The 13479-nt window shown below is 71.8% G+C and carries 11 protein-coding genes; 6 read left to right on the top strand and 5 right to left on the bottom strand.

Annotated features, from left to right (window positions below):
* The first annotated feature begins 78 nt into the window (after positions 1-78).
* The gene (locus tag ACIGYR_RS19685) at positions 79-837 is read left to right on the top strand and encodes a class I SAM-dependent methyltransferase (protein ID WP_399597827.1); all 759 of its coding nucleotides are present in this window, start codon (positions 79-81) and stop codon (positions 835-837) included.
* A 264-nt stretch (positions 838-1101) separates the two neighbouring features.
* Here the strand turns inward: ACIGYR_RS19685 and ACIGYR_RS19680 are convergent, their stop codons facing one another.
* From ACIGYR_RS19680 to ACIGYR_RS19670, 3 genes are read right to left on the bottom strand one after another with little or no spacing between them, the layout of a single operon-like run.
* A complete protein-coding gene (locus tag ACIGYR_RS19680) occupies positions 1102-1854 on the bottom strand; it encodes an amino acid ABC transporter ATP-binding protein (protein WP_399598640.1) in 753 nt (250 codons plus the stop codon).
* A gap of 50 nt (positions 1855-1904) precedes the next feature.
* On the bottom strand, positions 1905-2840 hold the full coding sequence (locus ACIGYR_RS19675; protein ID WP_391840686.1) for an amino acid ABC transporter permease: 936 nt from the start codon (positions 2838-2840) through the stop codon (positions 1905-1907).
* 39 nt (positions 2841-2879) lie between these two features.
* Positions 2880-3839, bottom strand: coding sequence for an ABC transporter substrate-binding protein (locus ACIGYR_RS19670; protein ID WP_399597830.1), 960 nt, complete (start codon positions 3837-3839; stop codon positions 2880-2882).
* Positions 3840-4385: 546 nt separating this feature from the next.
* On the opposite strand from ACIGYR_RS19670, the gene ACIGYR_RS19665 reads away from it, so the two are divergent.
* Both ACIGYR_RS19665 and ACIGYR_RS19660 read left to right on the top strand, forming a co-directional pair.
* Positions 4386-5609 carry an NADP-dependent malic enzyme gene (locus ACIGYR_RS19665; protein WP_399597832.1) on the top strand — a complete coding sequence of 408 codons (1224 nt, stop codon included), beginning with the start codon at positions 4386-4388 and terminating at the stop codon, positions 5607-5609.
* A gap of 193 nt (positions 5610-5802) precedes the next feature.
* Positions 5803-6768 (top strand): zinc-binding dehydrogenase, encoded by a 966-nt coding sequence (locus ACIGYR_RS19660; protein ID WP_391840692.1) that lies wholly within the window; start codon positions 5803-5805, stop codon positions 6766-6768.
* 608 nt (positions 6769-7376) lie between these two features.
* On the opposite strand, the gene ACIGYR_RS19655 is transcribed toward ACIGYR_RS19660, so the two are convergent.
* Both ACIGYR_RS19655 and ACIGYR_RS19650 read right to left on the bottom strand, forming a co-directional pair.
* Positions 7377-8450: a PadR family transcriptional regulator gene (locus tag ACIGYR_RS19655; protein ID WP_399597835.1), complete on the bottom strand. Its 1074-nt coding sequence runs from the start codon at positions 8448-8450 to the stop codon at positions 7377-7379.
* Between the two features lies 1 nt (position 8451).
* Positions 8452-9438: a DUF4097 family beta strand repeat-containing protein gene (locus ACIGYR_RS19650; protein ID WP_399597838.1), complete on the bottom strand. Its 987-nt coding sequence runs from the start codon at positions 9436-9438 to the stop codon at positions 8452-8454.
* A 281-nt stretch (positions 9439-9719) separates the two neighbouring features.
* Here ACIGYR_RS19650 and ACIGYR_RS19645 point away from each other — a divergent pair, with 281 nt between their 5' ends.
* The 3 genes from ACIGYR_RS19645 (at position 9720) to ACIGYR_RS19635 (ending at position 13331) form a co-directional block, all read left to right on the top strand.
* Positions 9720-9899, top strand: coding sequence for a DUF6104 family protein (locus ACIGYR_RS19645; protein WP_003992906.1), 180 nt, complete (start codon positions 9720-9722; stop codon positions 9897-9899).
* Positions 9900-10230: 331 nt separating this feature from the next.
* Positions 10231-10641 carry a CU044_2847 family protein gene (locus ACIGYR_RS19640; protein WP_399597841.1) on the top strand — a complete coding sequence of 137 codons (411 nt, stop codon included), beginning with the start codon at positions 10231-10233 and terminating at the stop codon, positions 10639-10641.
* A complete protein-coding gene (locus ACIGYR_RS19635; protein ID WP_400014267.1) occupies positions 10638-13331 on the top strand; it encodes a trypsin-like peptidase domain-containing protein in 2694 nt (897 codons plus the stop codon). The genes ACIGYR_RS19640 and ACIGYR_RS19635 overlap by 4 nt, the downstream gene beginning before the upstream one ends.
* The last annotated feature ends 148 nt before the right edge of the window (positions 13332-13479 follow it).

Below are 13479 nucleotides of genomic sequence, written 5' to 3'. Positions count from 1 at the left end.
TTCTATCTTCGTGAGCGCGGAGAAGTAACAGCTGCCTGCGCTTCCAGGGTATTACGCGCAGGCTGGAGAGGGGATTACATGACCACCACGGCGGGAACCGACTGGCAGGCGTGGCAGGAGAGCTGGGACCGGCAGCAGGAGTGGTACATGCCGGACCGCGAGGAGCGGTTCCGGATCATGCTCGACATGGTCGAGGCCATCGCCGGGCCGGCGCCGCGCGTCCTCGACCTCGCCTGCGGCACCGGCAGCATCACCGCCCGGCTGCTCGCCCGCCTGCCGGACGCCACCAGCACCGGTGTCGACCTCGACCCCGCCCTGCTCACCATCGCCCGGGGCACCTTCGACGGCGACGACCGCGTCACCCTCGTCGAGGCCGACCTCAAGGACCCGGACTGGGCCGCGCGGCTGCCGTACGACACGTACGACGCGGTCCTCACCGCCACGGCCCTCCACTGGCTGCGCACGGACGCCCTCGATGCTCTCTACGGCCAGGTCGCCGAACTCGTGCGGTACGGCGGCGTCTTCATGAATGCCGACCACATGATCGACGACGCCACGCCCCGGATCAACGCGGCCGAGAGGAGCCTGCGGCACACCCGCATGGATCAGGCCACGCGCGACGGTGCCCTGGACTGGACCGAGTGGTGGGCGCTGGCGGCCAAGGACCCCGTCCTCGCCGCGCCCACCGCCCGCCGCTTCGAGATCTACGGCGCCCACGCGGACGGCGAGACGCCGTCCGCGGCCTGGCACGCGCGCGTGCTGCGCGCGCGGGGCTTCGGCGAGGCGCGGCCGGTGTGGTGCTCGCCGTCGGACACGCTGCTGCTGGCCCTGAAGTGAGCCGGGACCGAACGCTCCGAAGCGAGCCGGACATGAACGCTCCGAAGCGAGCGGGACTGAACGCTCTGAAGTGAGCGGGACAAGGACGCTCCGAAGCGAGCCGGACTGAACGCTCCGACGTGAGCCGGACAAGAACGGGAGGGGCGGTACGGAAGATCCGTACCGCCCCTCCCGCCTGCCCCGTGCCGCACCCCCAGGGGGGCGGGGAACCGCGTGACCAGCCACAGCCGGTCCGCGGCCGGACATACGCACTCCGGCGGAGCGCTAGAGCACCTTGGACAGGAACGACTGCGTCCGCTCGTGCTGTGGGTTCGTCAGAACGTCCCTCGGGTGACCGGATTCGACCACCACACCATCGTCCATGAAGACCAGGCTGTCGCCCACCTCCCGGGCGAAGCCCATCTCGTGGGTGACGACGACCATGGTCATGCCGGACTCGGCGAGGTCGCGCATGACGTCCAGGACGTCACCCACCAGCTCCGGGTCCAGGGCCGAGGTCGGCTCGTCGAACAGCATCAGCTTCGGGTCCATCGCCAGCGCCCGGGCGATCGCCACGCGCTGCTGCTGGCCGCCGGAGAGCTGGGAGGGATAGTGCCCGGCCCGGTCGGCCAGACCCACGCGCTCCAGCAGCTGCATGGCGCGCCCCTTGGCCTCCGACCGGTTCGCGCGCCGCACCTGCACCGGCGCCTCCATGACGTTCTCCAGGGCCGTCATGTGCGGGAACAGGTTGAAGCGCTGGAAGACCATGCCGATGTCGCGGCGCTTCGTGGCGACCTCGCGGTCACGCAGCTCGTACAGCTTGTCGCCCTGCTGCCGGTAGCCGACCAGCTCACCGTCGACGTACAGCCGCCCGGCGTTGATCTTCTCCAGGTGGTTGATGCAGCGCAGGAAGGTCGACTTGCCCGAGCCGGAGGGGCCGATGAGGCAGAACACCTCGCCCGGCTTCACCTCCAGGTCGATGCCCTTCAGTACCTCGACGTGGCCGAAGGACTTGTGCACGCCCTGCGCCCGGACCATCGGGACGGTCCCCGCGGCCGGGGTGTCCTGCGTCTTGCTCAGCTTGTCGGTCATGCCATGCCTCCCTTGGGCCGGCCCAGGGAGAACATGCTGGTCCTGATCTTCTGCCACGGTGTCGGCGGCAGCTGGCGGCTGGAGCCGCGGGCGTAGTACCGCTCGATGTAGTACTGGCCCACGCTCAGAATCGAGGTCATCACCAGGTACCAGGCGGCGGCGAGGAAGTACATCTCCACCGGTGCGCCGGAGTTCTGGCCGATGTCCTGGGCGTAGCGGAACAGCTCGGGATACTGGACCACCGACACCAGCGAGGTGGTCTTCAGCATGTTGATGACCTCGTTGCCGGTCGGCGGCACGATCACCCTCATCGCCTGCGGGATGACGATCCGGCGCAGGGTCCTGCTGTGGCTCATGCCCAGCGCGTGGGCGGCCTCGGTCTGGCCCTCGTCCACGGCGAGCAGGCCGGCGCGGCAGATCTCCGCCATGTACGCCGCCTCGTTCAGGCCGAGGCCGAGCAGCGCGGTCAGGAGAGGGGTCATGAAGTCCGACCACTCGTCCTTGTACAGCGGACCGAGGTTGATGAACTCGAAGACCAGGCCCAGGTTGAACCAGACGACGAGCTGGACCAGGACCGGGGTGCCCCGGAAGAACCAGATGTAGAACCAGGCGATCGACGACGTCACCGGGTTCTTCGACAGCCGCATCACCGCGAGGACGATGCCGCCGACGATGCCGATCAGCATCGACAGGACCGTCAGCAGGAGGGTCTTGCCGACACCGGTCATGATCCGGTCGTCGAAGAAGTAGTCGGGTACCGCGTCCCAGTTGATCTTGCCCTGGCCGAACGCGTAGATGATCGCGACGAGCAGCGCGATCGCGATGACGGCGGAGACGTAACGTCCGTAGTGCCGGACCGGGATGGCCTTGATCGCCTCGGCGCCGGCCGGCGGCGTGTCCGCCGGCCCCGCCGTCTTGTCGATGTCAGTCACGGGTGATGCCTCTCAGTGGCCGCTTCTGCCGGTCGCGGGTCACTTGCCGCCGTTGACGGCGGACTTCTTGACGGCGCCGTCCTGAGCGCCCCACTTCTCGAGGATCTTCTGGTAGTCGCCGTTCTTGATGATCGCGTCCATCGCGGCCTGGAGGGCGTCCCGCAGCTGGGCGTCGTCCTTGGCGACCGCGATGCCGTACGGGGCCGCCTCGACCTGGTCGCCGACGATCTCGAAGTCCTTGCCGCCGCCGGAGGTCTTCACCGCGTACGCCGCCACCGGGAAGTCGGAGGAGGCCGCGTCCACACCGCCCGAGCGCAGCCGGGTCTGGGACTGCTGGTCGTCGTCGAACGCCTCGATGGTGAGCTTCTTGCCCTTAGGACACTTCTTGGCCTCCTGCTTGGCCAGGTCCTCGGAGACGGTGCCGCGCTCGACGGCGATCTTCTTGCCGCACAGGTCCGACCAGTTCGTGATGCCCTGGGTGTCGCCCTTGCGCGTGTAGATGGAGACGCCGGCGGTCAGGTAGTCGACGAAGTCGACGCCCTCACCCACCTTCTTGCCCGTGTCGGGGTCGATGCCCTGCTGGCGGTTCTTGTTGTCCGTCATCGCCGACATCGCGATGTCGTTGCGGCCGGAGCGCAGGCCGGTGAGCAGGGCGTCGAAGGTGCCGTTCTCGAACTCGAACGTCACCCCGAGCTGCTTGCCCATGGCCGCCGCGAGGTCCGGGTCCAGGCCGACGACCTTGCCGGAGGAGTCCTTGAACTCCACCGGGGCGTACGCGATGTCCGAACCGACCTTGATCTTGCCCTTGCTCCGGATGTCCTGGGGGAGCTTGTCGGCGAGCGGGGCGCTGCTGGTGGACGCGCTGCCGGAGTCCTTGTCCTTGTCCTGGGTCTGGTCACCGCAGCCGGTGAGCAGCAGGGTGCCTGCGACCGCGATCGCACCGACCGCGGCCAGACGGGAGCGCACGGCGGTGGTACGACGGGTGGAGCTTGCGGTCATCGTGGTTCCTCCGGCGGATGGGAAGAGTTGCCGATGGGTCGACGGAAACACACACCTTCGGGTGTCGCGACCTCGTGGGTTTACGGCATCTTGCCATTCGGACTACGCCGTTCAGGGGACTCGCTATGTCAAAATCGGATAACGGGTGACCCCCGAACCGCATCAGGTCGGTACATCCTTGGTCTATAGCCCCCGAACCATCTGCGGAAATCCGGCATCCCCACCGGAAAATCTTCAGCATGTCTCACGATGTGATCAGCCGGGCTCGCGCGTTTTCCCGCCATTGAGGCCCGTCGGCCGTGCGTCACGTCCGCGCCGCCCTCCGGTTCCGGGATGTGACCTTGGACCTAATGGACTCGTCGCGGGCACCGTCCGTCCGGTAAGAAGGTTCTTTACACCCCTCATCCGGGGCTCAGGGCGCGTGTGCGGCGCGCCCGTCGCGTATGGCCTCGCACGTATCAGCAATCGGGCCGTACGCGGTGCCCGCCCACCCCTCACCAGGAGTGGTCGACCCTCAAACCATGCATACCTAAGGGGTAAGACAAAGTGGCAGCGGAGATCGTCAATCCTCGCAGCGACAGCAAAACGGACCAGGACGGCGGGGCCGAGCCCCTCGATTCCTTCGATCCGGTGTTCGCGCTGCACCGCGGCGGCAAGATGGCCGTGCAGGCCACCGTGCCGGTCCGCGACAAGGACGACCTTTCCCTCGCGTACACGCCCGGCGTCGCGCGCGTGTGCACCGCGATCGCGGAACAGCCGGACCTGGTCAACGACTACACGTGGAAGTCGTCGGTGGTCGCCGTCGTGACCGACGGTACGGCCGTGCTCGGACTCGGGGACATCGGTCCCCAGGCATCCCTCCCCGTGATGGAGGGCAAGGCGATCCTGTTCAAGCAGTTCGGCGGAGTCGACGCGGTGCCGATCGCGCTCGACTGCACGGACGTCGACGACATCGTCGAGACCGTCGTCCGGCTGGCTCCCTCGTTCGGCGGAGTGAACCTGGAGGACATCTCGGCGCCCCGGTGCTTCGAGATCGAGCGCCGCCTCCAGGAGCGCCTGGACATCCCGGTCTTCCACGACGACCAGCACGGTACGGCCGTCGTGACGCTCGCCGCGCTGCGCAACGCGGCACGGCTGAGCGGACGGGAGATCGGGCAGCTGCGGGTCGTCATCTCGGGCGCCGGCGCGGCCGGTGTCGCCATCGCCAAGATGCTGGTCGAGGCCGGCATCGGGGACGTGGCGGTGGCCGACCGCAAGGGCGTCGTGGCGGCCGAGCGGGAGGACCTGACCCCGGTCAAGCGCGAGCTAGCCGGGTTCACGAACAAGGCCGGCCTCACCGGCTCGCTGGAGGACGCCCTCGCGGGCGCGGACGTCTTCATCGGCGTCTCCGGCGGTACGGTCCCGGAGGAGGCCGTGGCCTCCATGGCCGAGGGCGCCTTCGTGTTCGCGATGGCCAACCCGAACCCCGAGGTGCACCCGGACGTCGCGCACAAGTACGCGGCGGTCGTCGCCACCGGGCGCTCGGACTTCCCGAACCAGATCAACAACGTGCTGGCCTTCCCCGGGATCTTCGCGGGCGCGCTGCAGGTGCGGGCCACGCGGATCACGGAGGGGATGAAGATCGCCGCCGCCGAGGCGCTGGCCGCGGTGGTCGGGGACGACCTCGCCGCCGACTATGTCATTCCCTCGCCCTTCGACGAGCGGGTCGCTCCCGCGGTGACCGCGGCGGTCGCCGCCGCGGCTCGAGCCGCGGGTGTCGCTCGTCGCTGACGCCCCACTGAACGGCCCCGTCCGCCCGGACGGGGCCGTTTCTCTGCCCGTCCGCCCGCCTTGCCGGGTGAAGGAGGCGTGCTCTCGGGGTGCTGTCAGCGGGCTGCGCCGCACGAGTGCTCTCGCGCAAGAGGGTATGTGTCACAGGGCGCCGTGGTTCCGTCGGCTGCACCGCGCACCTATCGTCGGCAGCATGTTCGCTGTCTACGCCGCCCGAATCGACCGCGACCAGCCGCTCACCGGCCTTGAGTTGGGGGAGCGTCCGGCTCCCGAGGCCCGTCCCGGCTGGAGCACCATCACCGTGCGGGCCGCTTCCCTCAATCACCATGACCTCTGGTCCCTGCGGGGCGTCGGCCTGCCGGAGGACCGGCTGCCGATGATCCTCGGCTGCGACGCCGCCGGCGTCGACGCGGACGGCAACGAGGTCGTCCTGCACTCCGTCATCGGCCAGACCGGCCACGGCGTCGGCCCCGGTGAGCCGCGCTCCATCCTCACCGAGCGCTATCAGGGCACCTTCGCCGAACAGGTCGCCGTGCCGACCTGGAACGTCCTGCCCAAACCGCGGGAACTGTCCTTCGCCCAGGCCGCCTGTCTGCCGACGGCCTGGCTGACGGCGTACCGGATGCTGTTCACGAACGCCGGGGTGCGGCCGGGGGACTCGGTCCTCGTGCAGGGCGCGGGCGGCGGTGTCGCCACGGCCGCGATCATCCTCGGCAAGGCGGCCGGGCTGCGTGTCTTCGCCACCAGCCGGGACGAGGCGAAGCGGAAGCGGGCCCTGGAGCTCGGGGCGGTGGAGGCCGTGGAGCCCGGGGTACGGCTGCCGCAGCGGGTGGACGCCGTCATCGAGACCGTGGGTGCCGCCACCTGGTCCCACTCGGTGAAGTCCCTGCGGCCCGGCGGCACGCTCGTCATCTCCGGTGCCACCAGTGGGGACCGGCCCTCGCATGCCGAACTGACCCGGATCTTCTTCCTCGAACTGAAGGTGGTCGGCTCCACGATGGGCACCAAGGACGAGCTGGAGGACCTGCTGTCCTTCTGCGCCGCGACCGGCGTACGGCCCGTCATCGACGAGGAGCTGCCGCTGGACCGGGCCCGCGAGGGCTTCGAACGGCTGGCGTCCGGCGAGCAGTTCGGGAAGATCGTGCTCACCAACTCCTGAGATATGCCGGCGCGTCGGGGCTGAGCGGCCGTTGAGTCTGCGGGGGGCTTCGGGCTGAGTGGTCGTCGCGGCTGCGGGGGGGCTTCGGGCTGAGCGGTCGTCGCGGCTGCGGGGAACTGTGAGCTGAGCGGTCGTCGCGTCGGAGGGGGCGGGCGTCGAGCCCGGGCGGGTTGGGGCTGAGGGGCCGTCGAGTCCGGGCCGGGTTCGGGCTGAGAGGGCGTCGAGACCGAGGCGGGTTCGATCCGCGCGGGCGCGCAGACCGTCGACGCCGAGCATCTGCTGCTCGCGCTCCTCGAGCGGGTGTCTGCCTGCCCGGCTGCGCGGCTCGGTGGGCTGGGAGGTGGGCGCCTCGCGGGGCTTCGCCCCGGGCCCCCCGGGGGTTTGCTCGCCCGGCCGCCTGTCCGACTCGGCCGGCTGAAAGGTCGCCCGCCCGCTGCAACCCCCCGGGCCCGGGGGGTTGCCCACCCGGCCATACGGATCGGTTGGGGTTGCGGTTGGCTGGAGGGTGGTCGGTCGGGGGTTTGTCCCGGGGTCCGGTGTTTGCCCGGTCGTCTCGGTCGGCTGTCTCGGGGGGCCGGGCTGTTCGTGCCGCTCGCCGGGGCGGAGCGTCAGCGGGGCGGGGTGTGGAGCAGGGCCGCGATGCGGGCCGCTGCTGTGGACAGGTGGTGGCGGGCTTCGCGGAGCTGGGTCGGGGTGACGCCGTGGTCGCGGGCCGTGTCGCGGATGTCGTCGCGGAAGCGGTCCAGGAGACGGTCCAGATCGCGGGCCGGGTCGCCGGTGGACTCCTCGTGGGCCCAGGACGGCTCGTACTCGGCGGGGAAGTCCTTCGCGGCGGACGTGTGGTGCGGTTCCGCGGAACCGTTGGCCGTCGCCGTTTCCTCGGTGGTGCGGCCGAAACCCCAGTCCTTGCCGAACTCCTTGCTGAACCCCTTGCCGTACTCCTTCCCGAACTCGCCGAACTCCTTGGCCAGCTCGGTCAGGCCCTCGCGGACGCCCGTCGGCCAGTCGCCGCGCGTGAAGTGGTCCTGGACCCGGTCCTGCACCCGACGGGCGATGCGCTGCATCTCCTCCTGGGCCTGGGCCCGCGCACGCGCCTGCGCCTCCTGCGCCTGGCTCCGGGCCCGCTGGGCCTCCTCGCGGGCCCGGCGGCTCTCGTCCTTGGCGCGCCGCGCCTGCTCCTTCCACTCCTGCTTGACCCGGCGCATCTCCTCCTTGGCGGCCTTCCATGCCTCCTTGTCGTTCATCTCGCCGTACTCCCCGTAGGGCGACTCGCCACCGGGCGCCCGCTCGCCCCGGCGGGCCTCGGACGCGGCGGCGCGCATCTCGCGGCGCAGGTCGCCGGCCGCGCCGCGCACGTCAGCCCTTATCTCGGCGGCCAGTTCCGCCACCGACTCGCGGATCTCCAGTTCCAGGTCGGCCAGCTCGCCGCTGCGGTCGGCCAGCTCGGCGCGGCCCGCGTCCGTGATGGCATACACCTTGCGGCCACCCTCGGTGGTGTGCCGGACCAGGCCCTCCGCCTCCAGCTTGGCCAGGCGGGGGTAGACCGTGCCCGCCGAGGGGGCGTAGAGACCCTGGAAGCGTTCCTCCAGGAGCCTGATCACCTCGTAGCCGTGGCGCGGGGCCTCGTCGAGCAGCTTGAGCAGGTACAGGCGGAGGCGGCCGTGGGCGAAGACGGGGGCCATGTCAGAGCACCTTCTTGTCGGTCGTGCCGTCGGCCGGGGCGCCGCCGGCGTCGGTGTCCTGGCCGGAGACGGAAGTGTCCCCCGGGGCGGCCGGGGGGTGGTCGGCCGGGTGGGGTGCGGTGCCGGTGCCGGTGTCGGCGGTTCGTGGAGGCTCGGTTTCCCAGGGGACGCTCTCCTCGTCGTCCCGGGAAGGGCGGCGTAGCAGGGCGATCGAGCCGGAGACCGTGGTGGCCCGGAGCCTGCCGGTGCCCGCGCCCAGGCGGCCGGTGATCTTGTGGGCGCCCCAGTGGCCGTGCACGCGCAGACCGTCGAAGGCGTTGGAGATCGTGCCGCTCGCGGTGTTCGCCTCCACCTCGGCGTCCGCCGGGTGCGGCAGGCGGATGGCGATCTCGCCGGAGACGCTGGTGAGGCCGACGTCCGTCGGACCGTCCGGGTCCAGGTCGACGATCATGGAGCCGCTGACGGTGTCGGCGCGCACGGAGGGGCCGGAAGCCTCGACGACCGTCAGATCTCCCGAGACCGAGTGGAACTTCAGGTCACCGGTGACGGCCTGGGCCTCCAGGTTCCCGGAGACGGTGTCCGCGCGCACCGGCCCCGAGACGCCGACCAGGGTGGTGTCGCCGGTCACGCCCTTGATCACCGCGGGGCCGCGGATGCCGGAGACGACCGCTCCGGCGCCGACCACGCCCACCTCCACGCGGGTGTCGGCGGGGACGGCGAGGGAGACGACGGCGCTGCGCCGCCAGCCCTTGCGGTCGAGCCACTTGAGGAAGCCCTTCCAGGGCAGGTCCTCGTACGCCACGGTGAGAGTGCCGCCGTTCCGGGTGACCAGCAGGGGTGGCCCTTCGAGATCCGACACCTCCAGGCGGGCGGAAACCTCGTCCGTGCCCACGACGTTCACCGTGCCGTTGACGATGCGGACCTGGAGGTCGCGCACGGGAGTGTCGAAGGTCAGTTTCTGGGGTTCGGTGACGGACCACTCGGACATGGGACCTCCTCGGCCGGACACGGTCGTGACGCGCCATATCGCGTCCGCGTGACAAACACGATATATCGCGGCCGTGGGAAGTCAAGGCGGGTGGCGCCACGGGGCGCGGCCGGCGCGGGGCGCCCGGGTGGTGGACGAGGGGACGCGCCGGCGCGGGGGAGGTGTGCGCGGGGGCGGTGGCCCGAACGCCGCGGTGGCTCCCGGATCGTCACCCCGGTCGGGGCGCATAGTCTGGTGGGAGTTATTTCCAGGCTGGATGTGAACGCAGGAGACGCACCCCTATGTACTTCACCGACCGCGGTATCGAGGAGTTGGAGAAGCGGCGCGGCGAGGAAGAGGTCACCTTCGAGTGGCTTGCCGAGCAGTTGCGCACGTTCGTGGATCTCAACCCGGACTTCGAGGTCCCCGTGGAGCGGCTCGCCACCTGGCTCGCGCGGCTCGACGACGAGGACGACGAGTAGCCGAGCGCAGGAGGACGACGCGCGCCAGGGCGGCCGGCGGACAAGTGCGGCCGGCGGGCAAAAGTGGCCGGCGGGCAAAAGAGACCGGCGGCCCGAGGCGCGGGCCCCGGCGGACAAGGGTGGGGCGCGGGCGCCGGCGGACAAGGGTGCGGCGAGGGCAAGGGGGCGAGCGGGCTAGGGGGGCGAGTGGGCGAGGGCCGCGCCGGTGCGGCCACTTCCGCGCCCTCAGGGGCGATCATCGGCCGTATCGTTCACCGGCTCTCGTCTTCCCCTCCCCCTCTTCCTTCCCGGGAGTTAGCCTTCTCCTCCCATCGGCGAACGGGGGTGCGTCATGGCCGGAGGAGTCCAACGTGTACGCCTGGACGACGGAACGGTCGTCTGGGCCAGGATCGGCGCGGTCGACGAGGAGGCGCTGGACGAGGGCGGCTACTGGGACACCGGACTCGGTGGCCGGGTCATCGACATGGCGGAGGGACTGGCCGGCACGGTCGGTGGTGTCGTGCGCTCCCTGCGCGCCGGTCTGGACGCACCGGCTCCCGTCGAGGTCTCCGTCAGCTTCGGGATCGAACTGACGGCGCAATCGGGCAAGATCGTCAGTGCCATCGCCGAGGGCGGTGGCACGTCTTCCCTCACCGTCTCCCTGACCTGGACGGAACCGGCCACGGCGACGGACGGCGCGAACCCCGCGGCGCGGGGCGATGGTGTCGTACCGCCGCAGTCCCCGGCTCCCGGGGTCGTATGAGCGCCTTCGACGAGATGGTGCGCCCCTCTCTCGCACGCATCGGCGCACCGGGTGACGGGTATGCAACGGACCGTGACTCGTACTGGGGGTCGGGGTTCTTCATAGCCCCGGGTTGGCTGTTGACCTGCGCCCACGTCGTGGGGAAGGGGGGAGCCGCGGTGTGCCGAGGGGAGAGCGCCCTGAGCGTGACCTGGCAGGAGCGCACCGCCGTCGGCGCCTGGGAGCCGCGCAGCGGCACCGGGACGGCCGTCGTCGTCGTGCCCCGGCCCGAGGGCGCGGGGCCGGCGCGTGACCCCTGGCCCTTCCCCGACCTCGCGCTCGTCCGGGTCACCGGCGCCGACCAGGTCCGCTGCCTGTGGCTCGGCGACCGGGAAGCGGGCCCGCGCACTTCCCTCGGGCTCTACGGCTGGTCGGTGCAGACCGGCGAGCTGGGCATCCGGCACGGCACCGGTGAACTCGCCGGATCCGACGCGCGGGCCCTGCTGCTCGCCGGCAGCCTGCCGATCGGCGGACTGTCCGGCGGCCCGGTGCTCGACCTGCGGCAGGGCGCGGTCATCGGCGTGATCAAAGGGCGCCGGCGGGAGGAGGGCGTCGCCGTCCCCGTCACCGCGCTGTACGAACTGCTGGACTCGCGCGAGGCGGGACGCGTGGTGCGCGAGGTGTTGCGCGCGCACGACCTGCACCACGCGAGCCTCCTCGGCACCGCGTCGCCGTACCCGGACTGGACCGCCTTCCAGGCCGCCCTGTCCGGGCCCGCGACCTCCGTCTCCGGAATCACCGCGGAGCTGCGCACACGGCTCTACGGCCATCTCGCCCACCTGCCGCCCCCGGCCGGAGCGGGCGAGGTCGTCCACCTCGTGGAGGACGTGAAGGAGCAGGTGCGGGGTGAACGCCTGCGCTCGCTGGTGCTGCGCAACGTGCGGACCTGGCGTGAGGGTGCCGGGCTGCTCCACGGTCTGCGCACGCTGGAGCCGGGCGGTGGCGGAACCCTGGTCGACCTGGACGCCGTTCTGCTGTACGCGGCCCGGGTGGCCCGCAGGACCGACCGGGAGTGCGCCGGCAAGGTGGACGCGGAGCGGTTGCGGGCGTTCACCGACTGGATCGCCGCGCAGGCCGTCGGGCACAGCCACTGGGCGGTCGGCGAGGCCATCCGCGCGCTGCTGGAGGGGGCCGACGGGGCGGAGCGGGCCGACTGCGCGCCCACGTCGCCCGGTGATCCCCCCTCCGGGATGCTTCCCGACGGCCGTCCCAACGGAACGCCGGTGCCGCCGGACAGGGCGCCGACGTCGACCGGAGCGCCGACGCCTAACGGGCCGCCGACGCCTAGGGGGGCGCCGGTGTGTAACGGGGCGCCGACGCCGAACGGGGCGCCGGTGCTGAACGGGACGTCCGGCGTCCTGCCGCAGGGTGGGACGGCCGAAGTGCCCCCGCCGGCCGAGTCCCTGGACGCGCTGTCCGCGGTCGGCTCCGTCGAAGCGCCGCCCCCGACCGAATGCGCCGGCACGCCATCACCCACCGAGCCGCCGCTCCCCACCGGACACGCGTCCACGTCCACCGCGCCTGCGCCCACCGCGCTCGAGTCCACCGCGCCCGCCGAGGCTCCCGTCGGCGCCCCGGAACCGGCGCCGTCGCCCGCCGCCGACCGGAGCCGCGCCGCACAGTCGGCCGGCGTGCCCTCCTACGGCACCGGTACCGGCGTGCCCCCCTCCGGCACCCGCACCGACGTGCCCCCCTTCGGCCTCCGCACCGGCGTGTCCACCTCCGGCACCCGCACCGACGTGCTCGTCAAGGTCGGCCCCGCCACCTACGGCCGGCATCCGTGGAGCGTGCAGCTGATCTACGACGGCCAGGACGTCACCCCGGTCGCCGGCGACGACCGGGGCGCGCGGGCCGAGGAGCTGGCGGGGGCGCTGCGGGAGCCGTTGGCCCGGGCGCTGAGCCAGGGGGACCACGGGGAGCACCTCGCCGCGATCGAGGTCTTCCTGCCCCGCAAGCTGTTCGATCTCCCGGTGGACGACTGGCAGTTGCTGCCCGGCGCGCCGGACGACGGCTGGGGCGCCGGGGGAGGCTGGGGCGGTGAGGACGACGAGGACGACGAGGACGACGACTTCGTGGACGAGCGGGCCCTGCCGCTCGGAATGCGGCGGACCGTCGTCGTCCGGGACGTCCGGCGCAACGGCCTGCCGCCCTCCCCGGAATGGCGCCGACGCTGGAAGGGCGTCCTGCGCGGACCGCTGGCGCACGGGACGCTGCACGGGCGGCCCCCCGCCGACGGCCACCCGCCGGGTGCCCCGGCCGGGGGCAAGTACCCGTACTACGGCGATCTGTCGGCGATGAGCGACGCCTCCGTGCCCGTCTACTGCGGCCCCGTCGGCAGCGGCGAGGGGTACGCGGCGATGCGGGACGCGCTGCGCTCCGGGCACTCGGTGGTGCTGTGGCGCCGCGACCGGCATGATCATGGGGAGTGCGGGGACTTCCATCAGCAGGCCGCCGGGCTGCTGGGATTCGCCGGGCACGCCGACGGGCTGCACGGCCCGGTCCGCGACCTGCGCATCCGGCTGGCCGACCCGGACACGGCCCGGGCGAACGGCCTGCGCGGGAAGATCGCCGTACTGTTCGACCCGCCGGACCGGCCGCCGTACGGGACGGAGAGCATGCGGCCGCCGCCGCTGGCCTCGCCCGGCGGCTGACCCGCCGGTGCCCCCGTCCGGGTGAACGCGCCGTCAACTCCACCGAGTGATAGGGCCGTTCACCGGAAAGGATGGGGGACTGGGCGCCGCGAACCCCGGCGGGCACGGGCGGCGGACGGTAGCCTCGTACGTCGGACGGCCGGGCCCG

Source organism: Streptomyces sp. NPDC053076 (genome assembly GCF_044546845.1).
Classification (GTDB): domain Bacteria; phylum Actinomycetota; class Actinomycetes; order Streptomycetales; family Streptomycetaceae; genus Streptomyces.
This window is presented reverse-complemented; position numbering and strand designations above follow the sequence as displayed.

Excerpts from the sequence above, each read along its gene's own strand:
- ACIGYR_RS19685 (WP_399597827.1), top strand. The coding sequence starts at position 79 with ATGACCACCACGGCGGGAACCGACTGGCAGGCGTGGCAGGAGAGCTGG.
- ACIGYR_RS19680 (WP_399598640.1), bottom strand. The coding sequence starts at position 1,854 with ATGGTCCGGGCGCAGGGCGTGCACAAGTCCTTCGGCCACGTCGAGGTA.
- ACIGYR_RS19670 (WP_399597830.1), bottom strand. The coding sequence starts at position 3,839 with ATGACCGCAAGCTCCACCCGTCGTACCACCGCCGTGCGCTCCCGTCTG.
- ACIGYR_RS19660 (WP_391840692.1), top strand. The coding sequence starts at position 5,803 with ATGTTCGCTGTCTACGCCGCCCGAATCGACCGCGACCAGCCGCTCACC.
- ACIGYR_RS19655 (WP_399597835.1), bottom strand. The coding sequence starts at position 8,450 with ATGGCCCCCGTCTTCGCCCACGGCCGCCTCCGCCTGTACCTGCTCAAG.
- ACIGYR_RS19650 (WP_399597838.1), bottom strand. The coding sequence starts at position 9,438 with ATGTCCGAGTGGTCCGTCACCGAACCCCAGAAACTGACCTTCGACACT.
- ACIGYR_RS19645 (WP_003992906.1), top strand. The coding sequence starts at position 9,720 with ATGTACTTCACCGACCGCGGTATCGAGGAGTTGGAGAAGCGGCGCGGC.
- ACIGYR_RS19640 (WP_399597841.1), top strand. The coding sequence starts at position 10,231 with ATGGCCGGAGGAGTCCAACGTGTACGCCTGGACGACGGAACGGTCGTC.
- ACIGYR_RS19635 (WP_400014267.1), top strand. The coding sequence starts at position 10,638 with ATGAGCGCCTTCGACGAGATGGTGCGCCCCTCTCTCGCACGCATCGGC.